Origin of the sequence: Nostoc sp. (assembly GCF_036916575.1) — a bacterium.
Classification (GTDB): Bacteria; Cyanobacteriota; Cyanobacteriia; order Cyanobacteriales; family Nostocaceae; genus Nostoc.
On the sequence record NZ_JBALGC010000016.1, the window covers coordinates 1 to 18,250 of the forward strand.

The following is an 18,250-nucleotide window of genomic DNA, read 5'->3' on the forward strand; positions in this document are numbered from 1 at the left end:
CAACAGCAAGTATTGCAACAATATTACTATGCCAATCAGTTGCTTATTGATTGCCTCAATAGCAACTGTCAGCTAACAGACGTTGTGCGCCAGGAGATTGAAGCCAGTTTGTTGTTGCCGATAACAGAACTTTCCCAGCCAGAATGGCAGGGATTGTGATCAGGCAGGGGGCAGGGTGGTTTCATACAAGCAGAGAAAAACTAAAACTGGGTTTCAAAGCCTTTCCCCCTGTGGAGGGAGAGGAGATATATTTTAGAATGCAACAATGAGTCTTTGAACTCCATTAATGAGCCTTTGATATTTATTAATGAGACTTATACCATTTGTTAGTGAGGCTGCGCCAAACCCTTTTCTATCTATAAATATGGTTTATACCAATTCACAATTCGCAATTCGCAATTACGCTCGCGGACTCGCTCTAAGCGTTCGCGTTAGCGTCTCGTAGAGAAGCTATGCCGTTGGCGTTCGCGAACAGCGTGTCGCAGACAAGCCTCTCGTTCGCTGTCTTCGTCTCTCAAAGAGAACAGAAGGCTTTACGCTGTGCTAACGCAATTCAACAACTTAGATGCAGCAAGGCTTTGAGGGTTTACATTTGTTTCATTATTTTAGTGAATTGGTATTACAGCTATTTTCAGGTAAATAGACCACGCGGTAAGGGCACAGCATTGCTGTGCCCCTACGACAGATGTGATTCAAATACATGAAAACTGCTGTAACGCATCTTCATACCAAAGATGTTTAATTATTCAAAAGACATAGATAACATAGGTCTGCTTTTATTCACTAAGATAAAGTTATTTATGCTTGGACACGATATTATTGTTATTGGCACTTCGGCAGGTGGACTCAAAGCACTGGGTGCGATCTTGGGTGCTCTGCCTGCTGATATTGATGCCGTCCTCTTCATTGTTCAGCACGTCGCAGCGGATCAGCCCAGCATTATCCCCCAAATTCTTGCAGATGTAAGCTCTTTGCCAGTATCTCACCCGGCAGATAAAGAGCTAATTCAAACCAGGCGAATCTATGTCGCACCGCCCGATTATCACCTAATGGTCAATCAAGGCTCAATGCGTGTCGTGCGCGGCCCTGAAGAAAACCGCTTTCGACCTGCGATCGATACGTTATTTCGTTCAGCCGCCCGCGCTTATGGTACAAGGGTGGTAGGTGTGGTACTCACTGGCTATCTTGATGATGGTACGGTGGGGTTGCAGGCAATCAAGAAACGGGGCGGAGTGGCGATCATTCAAGACCCGAACGAAGCAGAATACCCCAGCATGGCAAAGAGCGCCTTGCGGTATGTGAAAGTCGATTACTGCCTGCCGCTTGTAGAAATCCCAGACCTGCTAGTGCAGTTGTCAAAGGAACCAGCCGCCAAAGAGGAGGCATATCCCGTGACTGAAGAAATCGAAATTGAATCCAGAATTGCTGAACAGCAGATGAATACCCAAGAGTTTTTGGAGAGTGTAGAAGCAATCGGGACTCGAACGACTTACACCTGCCCTGAATGCAACGGCAGCATCTGGCAAATTGGCAAAAAAGAGCCGCTACGGTTTCGCTGTCACACGGGGCATTCCTTTACAGCTAATGCGTTCGAGGCACAACAAACTCACAATCTCGAAAAAGCGCTATGGTCGGCTGTGCGAATAATGGAGGAAAAGGTTATATTCAGCCGTCAAATGGCAGAACGGATGAGAAATTACAATTTAACTAGTAGCGCGACAAAATATGAAGATCATGCAATGAATTTGGATAAAGAGGTGTCCTTAATTCGAGATATCATTCTCAACAGCTTTGCGACAAAACAAACTATTGCCGCAATCGAGGAAGATCAGCCGGAGTAGCTGTAGGAGCGGCTTGTCGCAGACATGGCCACAGCGATCGCTCTCTTAGGAAAAATACTAGAGAGCAAGCAGGCTAGATTTCAATTACGAATTACGAATTACATAGCTTGCTTCTCGCCGTTCGCGTAGCGTCTCGTAGAGAAGGCGAGTATTACGAATTATCTGTGACTCGTCCACTCAAGTTTGCAATCATCAATACCAATTGAGTAGAGTCAATCGGTTTAGCTATATTCATTTGGAACCCAGCATCAATTGCCCTTTGCTGCTCTTGCTCGCTGACATAGGCAGTAATTGCGGCTGCCGGAATTTGTCTTTCAGCAAGAGCCTCAAGCCCTCTCACCTGACGAATCAGAGAGTAACCATCTTCCTCTGGCATCCCAATATCTGCTAGAAGTAGATCATATCTGCCAGGAGATTCAGTTAAGGCTGCGATCGCTGACCTTGCCGATGTAACAGCCACTACTTCAGCCCCGAAGTCTTCTAAGATCCACTTGATTAAATCGCGGCTATCCTTTTGATCATCTACAGTCAAGATACACAGCCCTTCTAGGGTAAGGGATGGATTTTTACCATCTAATGTATTCAGAGTCTCTGACAAAACGCTCGGCTGTAAATAAGTTGGTGGAGTAATCTCCATCGGCATTGAGCGCAGAGGCAGCCTGACGGTGAGCGTGGTTCCTTGTCCCTCGCCTGGACTTTGTGCTTCAACTGTTCCACCGTGAAGTTCTACAAGATGACGGACAATTGACAAGCCCAATCCAAGCCCCTGACTCGTTTTGCTGCTGCTGGAATTTCCTTGGCGGAAGCGCTCAAATACATATGGCAGCAAGTCTGCCGAGATGCCAATTCCTGTGTCACTAACTTGAATCTGGGCGTGATTATCAAGGGCTTCGAGGGTGATTTCGATTTGCCCACCGGATGGAGTAAACTTAATTGCGTTAGAAAATAAATTCCACAGAACTTGCTGTAAGCGCTTTTCATCTCCGATAACCGTCGTCGAGTTCAAGTGTGAAATAATTTGAATGCTTTTCGCCTCTGCGGATAATTGGACAGACTCAATCGCGGCATTTACTACTGCAACTAGATCAATTAGACGAGTGTTTAAATAAAGCTTTCCATTCGTAATCCGTGAGACATCGAGCATATCATCAATTAACTGAGCTTGCACCCTAGCACTCCGCTCCACCACTTCCCAGGCACGAGTGAGTGCAGCTTGATCTAAATCACGGGTGCGATAGAGTTGCGCCCAACCCAGTATAGTATTGAGCGGGTTACGAAGTTCATGGGAGAGGTTCGACAGGAATTCATCTTTAACTTGGTTGGCGATTTGGGCCTGTTGACGGGCTGACTGCTCTTGTGCTAATAGCTCGGATCGCTCTAACTCAAATTGCTTGCGCTCGGTGATATCTTCAATCGCCAGCAAAATCATTTGAGCATCTCCCTGTTGAATAATTTTCCAACCATTGAGCAGCATGGTTTTCTGCCCAATTTGCTCAAAACGATGCTCCACGTCCAAGTTTTGAATACTGGTATCGTTGGCGAGAATGTCTTCTAGAAGCGGTTGGAGTCCGGGCAGATTCCACTGACCGTTCTCTAACTCAAAAATTACAGATTGCGTTGTCTGTGATGGTAAAACCTGAAATGTTTCATAAAACGAGCGATTGGCTTTGTTCACCCGGAAATCAGAATCAAGCAAGATTAATGGCACTTGTACCGTCTCTACAATTGCTTCAGCGTAATTCCGGGCTTGTTCTAACGTGACTGCACTGCGTTTGAGACCATCAATATCTATTAACACCAACACTACACCGTCAATCTGGTTTTCTATGGTGCGATATGGACGGATACGGAGGTTGTACCAATGTCCCCCTTGGGTTTGGACTTCTAATTCTTTGATGCTAAGTGTGTCAAGCACCTCCGAAATTAGAGATTCTAAGTCAGGAATATCGAGATTTGTTCTGATATCGCTCAAAGGTCGTCCAGCATCAGCAGCAATGAAATTGAAAAGCCGCTTCGCCATTGGCGTGAAACGGCGAATGCGTAAATCCGAAGTCAACATCAAAATGGGGATATTGATACTGGCAAGCAAATTCGTGAGATCGTTGTTAACTTGGTGTAGTTCCAAATTTCGAGAGCGAAGTTCTTCATTAGTTGTGTTGAGTTCTTCATTGGTTGCCTGAATTTCTTCTTTGGCAGTTTCTAGCTCTTCATTGGTGCTTTGCAACTCCTCATTACTAGAGAGGATTTCTTCATTGGCAACTTTCAGGTCTTGATTGATATGTTCCTGCTCTTGAATCACCGCTTGCAGATACTCTTGTGTTGCAGCCTGCTCTTGCTTGGCGGTTGCGAGTTCCTGCTTGAATCGAACAATCTCACGCTCTAAGTCTCTCGACTCTGAGCTTTCAGGATTAGAAGAGCTAAGGTTACTAACCGTGGGTAGAGCTTCTTCAAATAAAATCAGAAAGTAGAGTTCTTCCTTAGTCACACCATCGAATGGAATTACCTCAAGATTGACGAATCTTGAAAAATCGCCGGATTCAACCCGTAACCCTTCCTTTTTAACTAGAACTTTTTGCCGTTGTGCCTGATAAATTGTGGTGCGTAGCTCGACGAGCAAACCGGAGCGCACCATTTGGAATAAGTTGAGACTCGGTTTCCCAGGTGCAAGTTTGAGGTAGAGATCGACTTCTCCCCGAAATTGCAGCACCTCCATCTTGTGGTTGATCACTACACCTATTGGGGCATAGCGATTCAAAATCAGTTGGTCAGTTTTTTTCTCTAAGTCAAACTCATTCGATGAATTTGAATTGATCTGCTTAGGTTCGTCCAGTTTTGAGATCGGATAATTACTAGTAACGAACGAAAGCATTGGACGATTTGCGGTTAGCTTCTTGGCATAGATTTTATACTTTTTGTCAATCTCAGTAAACAAGTCCGAATATTTACCTGTGCTTTCTGAAGTCCCTAGCAGCAGAAAGCCAGGTGGGTTGAGACTGTAGTGAAAGATGGGCAGTATCCGTTTTTGCAACGTTTCGTCCAAGTAAATCAGTACATTTCGACAGCTAATAAAATCTAAGTTGGAAAAAGGGGGGTCACTGCCCAAGTCTTGTCGGGCAAACACACATAGTTCGCGGACAACTTTGTTAATTTGATATCCACCGCCCTCAATCGCATTAAAAAATCTGCGGCGGCGCTCTGCTGACACTTCCACCATTTGATTTTCTGCATAAATGCCGGATCTGGCTTTGTCAATTGCCATCTCGCTGATGTCTGTGGCAAAAATCTGGATCGGCGGTGGGATTAATTTATCCGACAAAAACTCCAGCAAGGAGATGGCGATCGAATAGACTTCTTCGCCTGTCGAACACCCTGCCACCCAAATCCGAATTGGAAACTTTGCCGACTTGTTTTGCGTAATCTTGGGAAAGACTCGTTGTTTCAACAGTTCAAATGCTTCGAGGTCGCGGAAAAAATAGGTGACGTGGATCAGAATTTCTTCATAGAGTGCCTTGACTTCACTCGAATTCTCTTGCAAATACTGGGCATAATCCTCTAACCGTTCTAGTTTGTACAACACCATTCGCCGCTGAATTCGGCGATCAAGGGTGTTGGGCTTGTAGTGGCTGAAGTCAACGCCAGTTGCCGATCGCAATAACCCAAAAATTGTCGCCAGGGCATTTCCTTGTTCGGGCAATTTCTCAGCCGTGATCAGCGGCACTGAGTCAGAAATCAAAGGATTGTGACTGAGATTTGCCAGTTCCTCGGCAATTTGTTGAGGCGGCAGCACAAAATCGACATTCCCTGTAGCAACTGCGGTATTGGGCATACCATCAAATCTTGCCGTGTCTTCACACTGAGCAAAAGTCACGCCTCCGGCTGCCTTGATTGCCTTCAGCCCCAGTGAACCGTCTCCATCCGTTCCAGATAAAATCACTGCGATCGCTTTGTGCCCTCGTTCTGCTGCTAATGAACTAAAGAACGCATCAGCAGGCATATATTTCCCTTGAATTTTCTCTCGCGCTGTGAGTTGCAACACCTCACCAGACAAGATCATCTTAGTGTTAGGCGGAATAACGTAAACTTGGTTTGGTTCTACAGTCATGCCGTCTTGCACTTCATTGACGGGCATTTGAGTTTTTGTTGCCAGAATCTCCCTCAACAGACTCTTGTGGTTAGGATCTAAATGCTGAATCAGCACAAATGCCATCCCTGTATCGGTATGCAAATATTTGAGTAACTGCGTAAATGCCTCTAATCCACCCGCAGAGGCGGCAATGCCAACAATGGGAAATAAAGCATCTCCAGTGTCCTGCTGCTTTACGTCGAACGCTTCATTAGCGGCAGATTCAGATACAGGTTGCTCAGAGGGTTGATCATAGGTCATAGGATGAAGTTTTATACTGGAATGCTTTGGCAGCTAAGGTTGATATTTTAGGTCAGTTTACTTACTTACCTTGTATTTATAAGAGTTTAGAGTTTGAGTATAAATTCCATAAATTAAGGCTCATTCGCGGAATTAAGCTCTCACATCACGGATAGTTTTCATTTTCGCCTTAAAATAAGCCTGATCAATATTAAATTTTTAGGCTAACGCATTAACAAAGTGGTAAGATAATCAACTTGGAAAACACAGGTCGTTTATTTGTAAAGTATCAAGCAATTAGAGAAACTAGCAAACTTTCTACAACATAAGTATTATATTTTATTTCTACACTTTGTTTTTACTCTCTCAGCCCAAGTTGGGGAAATGCAATAGATTAGCTGAGATATTGCCAAAGAATTCAGATTCTAGCATAAACTCTTATAAGGGTCAGCACCTTTTGGTGCATCCGCTACGCATAGCTGGCTTCTCCGTAAAAGTACGGGAAAGTCACTTATTCAAAAGTCACTCATTCAAAAGTCACTCATTCAAAATTAAGATTAAGAATCCCATAAATCAATTTAGCGCAAAATTGAACCAGTGCGTTATTGTCGCCTTGCGTCGAAATCTTCTGGCGTCACAGCGGCGGTTCCCGCCGTAAAGCCTACGGCATAGCTTCTCTACAAGACGCTAACGCGTAGCTTGCTTCCCCGTAGGGGTACGCTTAGAGCGACGCAGGAGCGTCACTTTGTAACAGAGGAGCGTCACTTTTCAAGACAGGCATCTGAACTTTGTAACATTTTTAAATCCAAGTTATTGCCAATAAATAAGAAGCTAGAATAAATCCAATACCAATAATTCCGCTACTCAAAAGCAAAACTAATTGAGTTAAAACAGGCATTTGATAACTCCTCAAATTAATCCTATCGTTTATGAAGTTCATTATTAGCATTTCAAAACTAATCATCCCCACCAAGAAATAACCCATATCATTACTTCTCAAAACTTAAAATACTATATCTAAGATATTAATTAGAGCTAGTTAGCATGAGTGCGAATGAAGATTATTAGTAATTGCTAAAATGCCAAGTACAGCAACGAAATCATCAATAACTACAGGTTTAGCAAAGCATAAATTAAACCCAACTAAAAGAGCATGTTCATAGATATCTTCAGTTACAACACTTGTCAGAGCGATCGCTGGTACTACTTTGCCTCGTTCTCCCTGAAGTGTTCTCACTTTGTGAATTAGAGCATAGCCATCCTCCTTTGGCGAGGAAATATCACTCAAGAGGATATCAGGTTGCCATTGCACAAATATTTTTAGAGCTTGCTCTCCTAAAAATGCCGCTTGCACTTTCATACCATAGGATTGCAACATCGATGTGAACGAATTGCAAAAATTGACATCATTATCTACAAGCAGTACTCGTAACCCTTGAAGAAATGAATGATTAGTAGAAAATCTATTATTTAAATACATCACAGTTACAAAATTGAGATTTGATTGAGCTTTGAAATTTTCTTAAGCAGTACATCTATTGTGCTTGCTTTCAGTTCAATAAACATCTCATCAGTAGGTACAAAAACGGTGAATAAGCTATTCTTTTGAAGATATCTACTCTTTTAGCAGCTTTGATTGCAGCAACTAAAATACTAAAGATATTATTTCATTGCAGTATCGCCAAGCTTAACTATTTATTTGGGCAACTAAAAAATAATTTTTATTAACAGTTTTTACTATAACATCCTCTTGTTAAAGCTCATGTCCTAATAAATGTTTTAATAGCGTATAATTTGTATAATTTGTATAAAATTACCAATAACGATTATCTAAAAAACATTTAAATTATTCCTATAGTCAATAATTAATAATAACAATATTATGTCTAAGTAAGTAGAATTTTTCTACCCTTCAGTAGTAGATAAAATTATTTTTAACAATAAATATTTGGTTTATTTAAATGAGTGCAGACCCTCTGGTAAAATTTGCACCTGCGACTTCGCTTTCGAGGATGATATCGAACCTCTAAATAATTCATCCTTGGAACGGCTTAAAGACCAATACGCTTGGGTTAAGGATAATTGTAGCGACTGTTTTAAAAGTCAAGTGTAGGCTACGCCTACGCACCTGTGTAAGTAGGTTGGCGTAAATAATTATTGTTAAGATAAGGCAGTTCTTGCTGAAAGCAGGGGGCGGCAGGAGAAAGAGTTTGAGCCTTATTTACTTTTATTCACACAGTTTGGTTTTATTGCACCAACTTACTTACTTGATCGCGGTGCGATCAAGTTTGAAGTACTCCAACACGATTTTCAAGTACTTCAACACGACTTTGGAGTACCTCAACACGACTTTGGAGTACCTCAACACGACTTTCAAGTACCTCAACACGACTTTCAAGTACCTCAACACGACTTTCAAGTACCTCAACACGACTTTGGAGTACCTCAACACGACTTTCAAGTACTTCAACATGACTTCGAGGTATCTGTTGCTTATATAGCAATACGCTTGGGTTAAGCATTTCTTTCTTCTCTTTGCGTCCTTTGCGTCCTTGGCGGTAGCCTGCGGCAAGCCGCTCCGCGTCTACGTTAAAAAAATTGACTTTGGCAAAGAGTTTTAGCCTTAACTGAACTGTATTGAGTTATAATTCGCGCATCTGTGCAAAAACCAGAAAACCCTCTTTCCCCCTGCCCCCCTGCGGTCTTAATGATAAGTCTTTAGCCAGACTTGATATTACTTATCACTGGTTAGACGGTATAGTATCTCGCCAGCCTTTGGTACAAGCAAGATACCTTCATCCTCACGGTTAGCCCATTCAGTAGGTCGAATGGTAGCGGGGTCACGATAGTTCAAGTTATGAGCAGCACAGCGTTCAGCAGAAATACCTGTAGCTAAAGTGACGCGAATTCGTGCTTGTTCCCCTTTTATAGGATTAAATGTACCCATCCCTTTTAAGTGAGTACTATGAGCTAGCACTCCACCGGGGTAGGCTTGGAATTTATCCCACTGTTTGAGGAAGTAATCCCGCACATGATAACCAATTTGGGCTAGGATTTCGCCATGTGTATAGCTAAATTCGGTAATGTGAGGGGCATATATAATTACTTCGCCTCCGTCTGCCACTACTGGCTCTAGCTTGTACATTCCTTTAGCCGCTGTCCAAATGTCGTCATACATTTGGGGCATGATTGAAAGCACTTGTTTAAAGGGCTGATCTACATATTTAATATGCAGTTTGGCTGATAATTTTGCAGCTTCTTCCCAGACTGACTCTGGTTTATCTATATAAAGTCCAGCTAGCTGATTCGTTTTTGGTGCAACCACCATCGCCAAACAAAGCTTCTGGGTAGAAATCAGGCTAGCGGCTCGGTTAATCAAACGTCGAACTGGTGTTATTCCCGGTGTACCAATAATTTCATAACTGGTGATTAAAGCACCTAACCAGTGTGATAGATCAATTACTTCCTGACCACCAATGCCAGGAAAAAAGTATTTATTTCCACCAGAGAAACCGACAACTTCGTGGGGAAAGACCGGGCCGCAAATCATGATAAAATCATACTCTGTTACCAGCTTGTTAACACGGACTTCAACTGATTGATGTAGCATTCCCCGGCTGATTTCTGCTATTTCATCTGCTGAAATTACTCCACAAGAAATAAAAGTATCCGGCTGATTCCAAAGGTGGTTAAAGATGCGAACTTTTTTAAAAGTTGTCTTTCGCTCCTGGTGTGTTACTCCCACTAAATGATTGATTTGTTCCTGGCTCATGGGATTATGTGTACCCAGAGCAATTAAAAAATCTAGAGCCGCTACTCTTTTACCCAACTCATTATGAAGCAATCGAAACATTTGAGGTATGGGAGCAGTGCGGGTTCCATCTGGAATTAATACTAGGATGCGCTGTCCATCCAACTTAGGGTCTGCTAAAGCTTGATGAACCAGTTCGGAAACCTGCTCATCCAAAAGTGTTCCGTTAGTTACGGCTAGTGAATACATTTTTATTAAACTCCATTGATTAAACTCCACTGTAGATACTAAACCCACCGTCTACAGGTACGACTACTCCGTTGACGAAACTAGAACCAGAACTGCATAACCAAATCAAGGTACTGAGTAATTCATCTGGTTTTCCGAAACGTCCGGCGGGGGTATGCTCAATGATTTTTTGCCCGCGTATGGTCAAGCTTCCATCTGGATTTAACAGTAAATCTCGATTTTGTTCTCCAATAAAAAAACCTGGTGCGATCGCATTTACTCGCATTCCATCTCCATACTTTTGAGCGAGTTCTACCGCTAGCCAGCGAGTAAAGTTATCTATCCCGGCTTTAGCGGCTGAGTAGCCAACCACACGGCTAATCACCCGAATGGCAGACATAGAAGAAATATTCACAATACAACCGTGGGGCTGATTTTTTTCCACCATTGCTTGACCAAAAACTTGGCTGGGGAGTAGAGTACCAACTAAGTTTAGGCTAACTACTTCCTCAAAAGCTGCGTTTGGCATATCAAAAATAGTCGCATCAGGGGTAATTGTGGCAGCCGGAATATTACCACCAGCCATGTTTACCAAGATGTCTATCTGACCCCAGCGCTGTATAATAAGACCCCTGGCTATTTCTAATTGGGAGTAATCGCTAACATCTGCGATTACAGCTATGCTTTCTCCACCGTTAGCGGTAATTTCAGCCACTACCGCACTCGCTCGTGCTTCATTGCGACCCAAAACCGCGACTTGCGCTCCAGCAAGGGCCAAACCCTTTGCCATAGCCCCACCAAGCACACCAGAACCGCCTGTGACTACTGCTACCTGTTCTTTCAGGCTAAAAAGTTTATTTAAAATCAAGTCTGGCATCAATAATTCCCCTGCTTATTTTAATTTAGAATTTTTAATGACGCTCTCTACGAGACGCTCTTGCTAGCTTGCTTCTCCACAGGAGTACGCGAACTTGCTAACGTCATTAAAAAAGTCAATATTTAACTCATCCCTGTTCTAATTGGTCTTGAGATTTTAGTTATAAACCCTTACGTAAGATGCGTTCTAGTTGTAATTCTAGCCAGTTGCCCTCGCCCGACAAGCGTGCTATATAAATCTTGTAGCAACTACAGCACTCTCACAACTGGCCCACGCCAAGACAATGGAACGACGATGAACTCACAAGGATCTAAGTCGAGGGTAGAACTACAAGAGCAAGGGATGTATCCTTTGAGCCACCCAAAAGATTGGTCATGGCCATTCTGGCCTGCTGTCCCACTCTACCCCTACGGCAGGCGGCGGACACTTCGCAAGGAAATAGTTTTTGAGACTATCTGGACATTCGATCAGCTTCACGGCATTCTCTACGCCATTGTGCCGATTCGCATGACTGTTGTCAAACTCGCTGCCGGAGGTCTTCTGGTCTATGCACCCGTTGCTCCAACAACTGAGTGTGTCCGCTTGGTTAATGAGTTGGTAGCAAAGTATGGTGAAGTTAAGTACATCATACTGCCAACCAGTTCTGGTCTGGAGCATAAAGTCTTTGTTGGGCCATTTTCTTGCCGCTTTCCTCAAGCACAAGTCTTTGTTGCCCCGCACCAATGGAGTTTCCCCTTCAACCTACCGCTTAGTTGGCTAGGCTTTCCCCAAAAACGAACTCAAGAACTTCCAGAAGACTCAAGCCTTGCTCCCTTTGCTTATGAGTTTGACTATGCAATCTTGGACATCAATTTGGGACGAGGATCTTTTGCAGAAGTTGCAGTGTTTCACAAGCGATCGCGCACTCTGCTTGTAACTGATTCTATAGTTTCTGTTCCAGTTGACCCACCACAAATCCTCCAATTAGATCCTTATCCCTTACTGTTTCATGCAAGAGACAATGCTTTGGAGGCGATCGAAGACAATGAAGACAACCGTCGCAAGGGATGGCAACGCATTTCATTGTTTGCGCTTTACTTCCGTCCAAGTGTGCTGGAAGTTACTCCAATCGCACAGATGTTTCGTGATGCTCTCAAAGCACCACAGCGAACCCTAAAAACGTACTTTGGTTTATTTCCTTTTCGCTGGCAAGAAACTTGGAAGCAGGCATTCGATGCTCTACGAGGTCAGGGACGACCATTTGTCGCACCGATTTTGCAAATCCTGATTCTTCCCCAAGCACCAAGACAAGTCCTCAATTGGGCTGATACAGTTGCAAATTGGGATTTTCAGCAGATTATTCCCTGTCACTTTGACTCGCAAATTAATGCAAATCCGTGTCAATTTCGGCAAGCATTTGCTTTCCTTGAAAAAAATCCTTCTGTAAGTAAGGACTTTTCTTCTAGCGAAAGCCAGCCTCTATTGGAGGAAGACTTAAGATTCATTAAGGAACTTGAAGCTAGTCTAGTTAAGCGCGGTATTGCAACGCCAGCTAAAGAGAAGGTGTAATATGGGATTCTACCACTGCTTGCGGTGGCTGGCAACGTTAAAATTGATCCAGCAAGGATGCAATTGATTTCTGGGGAAGAGTTGATACGTATTACGGCTCGACATACTGACAAACAGGTCTTTCACAAGGAAATCTGGAAATTGTAACAAGTTGGCAACAGGAAGGTGCCCAAAAAGCTTTGGAAAAAGTAGCGGTGAATTTATTGCGCCAGGGTATGACTGTTGAAACAATTTACTTGAGTCACAAGATTAACACTAGAACAAGTCCAGCAATTACCAGCAAAGCTGTCTCAATGAAATTAATGTTAGTAGATATTCTGTGTTAAATCGCACCAGATAATCTTTCCCTGTGTCTGGTAGAGTCAGCTTCGGATAGTATCCAGTTCCTCTAGAAAAGAGTCATGATGCATTACCAGAGTGAGAATCCCACCAACTAACAGTCCTGCTGCCATTACAAGCAGCCCTCCGGTAAAACTATTAGTTGCATCCTTAATTAAGCCAATAATGTAGGGAGCAACAAATCCTCCCAAGTTGCCCACAGAATTAATCAACGCTAAGGAGCCTGCTGCGGCTGTACCGCTTAAAAAGCCAGTGGGTAAAGTCCAAAATGGTCCTAAAGCCCCCCAAATTCCTAATGCTGCCAACGAAAGGGATGCTAGAGCAGTCACAGGCTGATGAGAGTAAGCACTCAAAACTAGACCAAATGCCCCAATAAAAGCTGGAATTGCAACATGAGCGCGGCGTTCTCTAGTCTGGTCTGAGTGGCTACCAACAAAGACCATTCCAATCGCACCTACTAGATAGGGAATAACTGACAAACATCCCACCCATAAATCACTTAATCCAGAAAAACCTTTAATAATTTGTGGTAGCCAGAAACTTATACCATAAATACCAATTACTAGAGTGAAATAAATCAGGCTCAGTAACCAAACTTTAGGATTGACAAGAGCTTGGAGTAAAGTGTAGCTGTTGTGGCGTTGTTTGTGTTCGGATTCTAGCTGCAATCTCTCTTGCAGCCAGAAACGCTCCTCTACTTCCAACCATTCAGCTTGCTCTGGACGTTCGCACAGATAATTCAGCACCACAAAACCCATAACGATCGCGGGTAAACCCTCTACTAGAAATAACCACTGCCAACCCGCTAATCCTGCAATTCCATGCAGAGTCAGCAGCAGACCAGAAAGGGGTCCTCCCACAACCCCAGCTATCGCAGTTGCTGTCATAAATGAAGCTATGGTTTTCGCGCGTTGAATTGTTGGGAACCAATATGTGAGGTAAAGAATAATCCCAGGAAAAAATCCAGCTTCTGCAATTCCTAAGAAAAAACGCAATAAGTAAAAGCTAAAAGGGCTTTTGACAAACATCATTCCTGCGGCAATTACTCCCCAAGTTATGCTAATGCGGGCAATCCAAACCCTAGCACCAATTCTTTCTAAAATGAGGTTACTGGGAATTTCAAACAAAAAGTAGCCCAGGAAAAAGACCCCCGATCCGAAACCGTAAATTGTGGAACTAAAGCCCAAATCATGATTCATTTGCAGGGCTGCAAACCCGACATTAACCCGATCCAAATAAGCAATTATATAAAGTACTAACAACAAGGGAATCAGCCGCCGAGTTACCTTGTTTAATACCTTTCGTTTGAGGGCTTCATCTGATGTCATCTAAGTTGTCCCATTTTATCCAAGCAGTTGCTATTGTTTCAAAGCCAAGCGATCGCACGTAGACCTAGCGATTCTTGGGGTTGATAGATATTGTCCATGTTTTAAGTATGTATTAAAATATGTGCTTATTTATATCGGTTAAATATCTTTTTTTGGCTTGCGATGCCTACGGCGGGTTACGCCTACGCGTCATTAAAAAAATTACCACTCATTCTTACTCTCAATCCTCCGTATAGTATTTTATTTAATACTCACGTTCTGGCTTAATTAGCAGCGTTATTACTATTGACAAAACCGATTTAATCTTAAACTGTTACGAATGGCGCGTAAATAAGTAGATGGTTCTAAATAAATATAAGATACTTTGTTTTTGCGAACGAAGTGAAGCAATCTCAGTCTTAGGGATTGCTTCACTCCACTGCGTTCCCACAATGACATTTTATATTTAATTTCGCCCAGCTACTTAAACCAATCATTTAAAATGGCGCAAGAGCAAGAAATATAATTTTTTTGACTTTTGAATGAGTGACTTTTAACTTCCGCCTTGCGGTACTAGTCCTAATAGCTTGATTTTGGAGAATTGATATTAATCCAACTTGTAAGCAACCTTAGCCAGGTCGTAAGCCAAAGCACGGGCCATATCATACCCTTCCTCTTCCTCAACCAATCCCCGTGTTACTAATCCGGCTAACCAGTTACAAGCTACTCGCCGCCAGATATTGTGACGAGCCGGAATAGAAACGAAAGCGCGGGTATCATCATTAAACCCAGCAGTATTATAAATTCCGGCAGTTTCCATTACCTGATTGAAATAGCGCTCCATGCCATTTACGCTGTCGTGAAACCACCAAGGCGGCCCGAGCAATATAGTGGGATAATGACCGGCTAGCGGAGCCATCTCTCGGCTCAGGGTGCTTTCATCCATGCCAAAAATAATTAAGCAAAAGCGCTGATCATTACCGTAGGCTGATAACAACGGGCGTAGATTTTGAGTCCATTCTATTTTTAGCGGAATATCAGCACCTTTATCAGCTCCAAATCTCTCAAATAAAATAGGGTTATGGTTACGCATAACACCACAATGCATTTGCATCACCAAGCCATCTTCCACACTCATCCGCGCCATTTCCATGAACATATGACCGGTAAACTGTTCTACATCACCTGGATTCAGCTTGCCGGCTAATGCTCTAGCAAAGATAGCTTCTGCTTCCTGGTCAGAAAGGCGTGTGGTATAAGGTGTAGCTGCACCTTGATCGGTAGCTGTCGCGCCCATTTTTTTAAAGAAAGCCCGACGTTCTTCTAGAGCTTGCACAAAAGTAGCGTAAGTGTTAATTTCTCTACCGACAGTGCTTTCCAATTTGGTAAGATTTTCCCGCCAACCAAAAGCATCCAGGTTAACTACTGCATCTGGTCGAAAAGTTGGTCTGATTTGAGTAAAACCTTGTTGGTGGAGCGATCGCTGATTCTCTAGGGTATCACTGGCTGCATCGGTTGTACAAAGCACTTCAATGTGAAAGCGTTTGAATAAAGCACGAGGGGAAAACTCAGGCAAGGCTAACAGACCTTCTAGGTAATCATAGATATGTCCGGCATTGCGAGAATTTAAAGGTTCATCTACGCCAAAGACGTTAGTTAGTTCCTCTTTCAGCCATAACCCGGACGGAGTACCCTGGAATAGATAAAAATGTTCGGCGAACAATTGCCAGATTTTGCGGTGGTCGGTTTCTGCTGGTGCATCACTAGTAGGTATGCCCAAAGCTTGTAGAGGTACGCCTCGACTGTAGAGCATCCGCAAAAGGTAGTGGTCAGGGATAATAAATAATTCGGTTGGTGTACCAAAACGGGCGGCGGGATTCGCTAACAAGTCTGGCTCTACGTGACCGTGTGGGCAGACCAGAGGTAACGCAGATATGCTATCAAAAAATTGATGGGCTAGTCGTCTTTGCACTGGTTCTGGAGAAAAGCAGCGATCGGGAGATAAACTCGGTTTTTTGGTTAACATATTTTTATTTAGTTAAAATTTTTAGTGTTGCTACGTGAAAATAAGAATTTACCTCACGCCCAAACGCCCAGACGCAGATAAACCCCGTCCATTTTGAAACCTGGAGTTTTTAATGAGAGGATATTTTCGGTTATGGCTTGAAGATGAGCTTTACTCTGATTACAAAAAAACTACAATTTTCAAGATAAACACCCTTTAAAATTATTTTCTTAATGCTGCACTACTACCACGCTGTACTAAAAAAGGAGATAAAACTCGGTTTTCTACAGTTTTTTCCTCTAATAAATCGAGTAACATTTGCATGGCATAACCACCAATTTCTAACATTGGCTGGCTGACCGTCGTGAGTGCAGGCTTAACGTAACGCCCCAAAGCAATACCATCAAATCCAACCAGACTTAAATTTCGCGGTACTAAAATACCTAGTTCTTGGCAGGCCAGTAGAGCGCCAATTGCCACCATATCGTTGTAACAAAAGATGCCTGTCACCTCAGCCACCAATAGTTTAGATAGCATCTGTTGTCCAGTATTAACATCGCTTGCTCTAGTATCATCTTTATCACTAATTGCAACCCAACCAGTATTTTGTGGTAGACCAGCTTCAGCAAGAGCCATTTGATACCCTTCTAAGCGCTGCTGGTTCGACCTGCTGTGATCGCCTACACCCAGATAACCAATAGCGGTGTGTCCTAGACTTATTAGATGCTCTGTGGCTAATCTAGCACCTAAGCGATCGTCTATTGCCACTGAGTGAAATATTTCGCATTCATCTTCGGTCTGGCTGTTAATCAGAACTGTTGGCACAGCAAATTGCGTTAGTTGTTTGGTATGCTGTTTACTAATTCGTGAGTCGGCTACTAAGATCCCGTCCACTCGGCGGCGATGAAAAGTATCAATAGCTGCTATTTCCTGCTCAAAATTTCGGTGTGAAGCACTCAACAAAACACTCAAGCCTGCCGGTCTGGCTATTTTCTCAATTCCCTCTACTACTTCAGCAAAAAAGGGATCTGCGATTGAAGTTACTACTACACCAATGGTATTAGTGCGTTTATTTTGCAAGCTTTGGGCAATAGCATTCGGCACATAGCTCATCTCCTGCGCCAGCCGCTTAATTTCTTCTCGCACTTTAGGGCTAATTAAAGCGTTATCTTGCAAAGCGCGTGAAACTGTGGAATGAGAAACGCCTGCTCTTTGAGCAATATCTTCAATTGAAATTCTTCGTTTATTCATTTTTTTATACTTTTAAATTACTGCACACGTGTGCATATGTATTAATTATAGAAGAAAATAATCGTTATTTGTCAAGAGATTTTAATACAACTCACATTTTGCACAAAAAGGAGTCAGGAGTCCTGATTTCTATCTCCATTTGAATAACTTAACTTTTCTTAAGTAAAATATGATTAAGCAGTCGATGATTATTTTGCTAATGGGTGTATCTGGATCTGGCAAAACCACCATAGGAAAACTGCTAGCAGACTCGTTAGAATGGGAGTTTCGCGACGCTGATGCTTTCCACTCGCCAGAGAATGTTGAAAAAATGCGACGCGGTATCCCTCTGAGTGAAGCTGACAGGACGCCTTGGTTGCAAGATTTGCAAACAGCCATAAAACATTGGCTGCAAGAAAATAAAAATGTGGTGCTGGCGTGTTCGGCTCTAAAAGACAGCTATCGGCAATTTCTGCTATTGGATAGCGATCGCATCAAGCTAGTTTACCTCAAAGGGTCTTATGAGTTGATTCAAAAGCGGTTGCAAGAGCGTCATAATCATTACATGAGCGACAAACTGCTCAACAGCCAGTTTTATACTCTTGAAGAGCCATTAGATACCATATCTATGGATGTTGCACAGCCACCCCAGGTAATTGTCCAAAACATTAGAACGGCTTTGGGTATTTAGCTTATTGGTGACAACCGCAAGATTAAGATTAATCACGTCTCTAAAAAAACACGAACTTTTGGCAACTAAA

At 42.9% G+C, this 18,250-nt stretch carries 12 protein-coding genes and 1 pseudogene; 4 read left to right on the forward strand and 9 right to left on the reverse strand.

What is annotated here, in order from left to right; translation table 11 throughout:
- Positions 1–12: 12 nt before the first annotated feature.
- On the forward strand, positions 13–159 hold the full coding sequence (locus V7L29_RS35395) for an NACHT C-terminal helical domain 2-containing protein (RefSeq protein WP_442944134.1): 147 nt from the start codon (positions 13–15) through the stop codon (positions 157–159).
- 641 nt (positions 160–800) lie between these two features.
- Entirely contained in the window at positions 801–1,841 is a 1,041-nt protein-coding gene (locus tag V7L29_RS04975) for a chemotaxis protein CheB (RefSeq protein WP_334734723.1), read from the forward strand.
- A gap of 151 nt (positions 1,842–1,992) precedes the next feature.
- On the opposite strand, the gene V7L29_RS04980 is transcribed toward V7L29_RS04975, so the two are convergent.
- The 6 genes and pseudogenes from V7L29_RS04980 to V7L29_RS05000 form a co-directional block, all read right to left on the reverse strand.
- A complete protein-coding gene (locus tag V7L29_RS04980) occupies positions 1,993–6,225 on the reverse strand; it encodes a chemotaxis protein CheB (protein WP_334734724.1) in 4,233 nt (1,410 codons plus the stop codon).
- 1,018 nt (positions 6,226–7,243) lie between these two features.
- The gene (locus V7L29_RS04985) at positions 7,244–7,684 is read right to left on the reverse strand and encodes a response regulator (RefSeq protein WP_334734786.1); all 441 of its coding nucleotides are present in this window, start codon (positions 7,682–7,684) and stop codon (positions 7,244–7,246) included.
- A 5-nt stretch (positions 7,685–7,689) separates the two neighbouring features.
- Positions 7,690–7,803: pseudogene (locus V7L29_RS35400) on the reverse strand (fasciclin domain-containing protein); the annotation flags it as partial.
- Between the two features lie 683 nt (positions 7,804–8,486).
- Positions 8,487–8,726, reverse strand: a complete 240-nt coding sequence (locus tag V7L29_RS04990; RefSeq protein WP_334734725.1) for a hypothetical protein — start codon at positions 8,724–8,726, stop codon at positions 8,487–8,489.
- Between the two features lie 212 nt (positions 8,727–8,938).
- Positions 8,939–10,204 carry a lactate racemase domain-containing protein gene (locus tag V7L29_RS04995; protein WP_334734726.1) on the reverse strand — a complete coding sequence of 422 codons (1,266 nt, stop codon included), beginning with the start codon at positions 10,202–10,204 and terminating at the stop codon, positions 8,939–8,941.
- A 19-nt stretch (positions 10,205–10,223) separates the two neighbouring features.
- A complete protein-coding gene (locus V7L29_RS05000) occupies positions 10,224–11,060 on the reverse strand; it encodes an SDR family oxidoreductase (RefSeq protein WP_334734727.1) in 837 nt (278 codons plus the stop codon).
- Positions 11,061–11,354: 294 nt separating this feature from the next.
- Between V7L29_RS05000 and V7L29_RS05005 the strand changes: the two genes are divergently transcribed.
- Entirely contained in the window at positions 11,355–12,608 is a 1,254-nt protein-coding gene (locus V7L29_RS05005) for a DUF4336 domain-containing protein (protein WP_334734787.1), read from the forward strand.
- A 362-nt stretch (positions 12,609–12,970) separates the two neighbouring features.
- On the opposite strand, the gene V7L29_RS05010 is transcribed toward V7L29_RS05005, so the two are convergent.
- The 3 genes from V7L29_RS05010 to V7L29_RS05020 form a co-directional block, all read right to left on the reverse strand.
- Complete coding sequence (locus V7L29_RS05010) at positions 12,971–14,275, reverse strand: MFS transporter (RefSeq protein WP_334734728.1); 1,305 nt, start codon at positions 14,273–14,275, stop codon at positions 12,971–12,973.
- 586 nt (positions 14,276–14,861) lie between these two features.
- The gene (gene uxaC, locus V7L29_RS05015; RefSeq protein ID WP_334734729.1) at positions 14,862–16,280 is read right to left on the reverse strand and encodes a glucuronate isomerase; all 1,419 of its coding nucleotides are present in this window, start codon (positions 16,278–16,280) and stop codon (positions 14,862–14,864) included.
- Positions 16,281–16,481: 201 nt separating this feature from the next.
- Positions 16,482–17,510, reverse strand: a complete 1,029-nt coding sequence (locus tag V7L29_RS05020; RefSeq protein WP_334734730.1) for a LacI family DNA-binding transcriptional regulator — start codon at positions 17,508–17,510, stop codon at positions 16,482–16,484.
- Positions 17,511–17,694: 184 nt separating this feature from the next.
- Between V7L29_RS05020 and V7L29_RS05025 the strand changes: the two genes are divergently transcribed.
- Positions 17,695–18,180, forward strand: coding sequence for a gluconokinase (locus tag V7L29_RS05025; RefSeq protein WP_334688124.1), 486 nt, complete (start codon positions 17,695–17,697; stop codon positions 18,178–18,180).
- Positions 18,181–18,250: the final 70 nt, after the last annotated feature.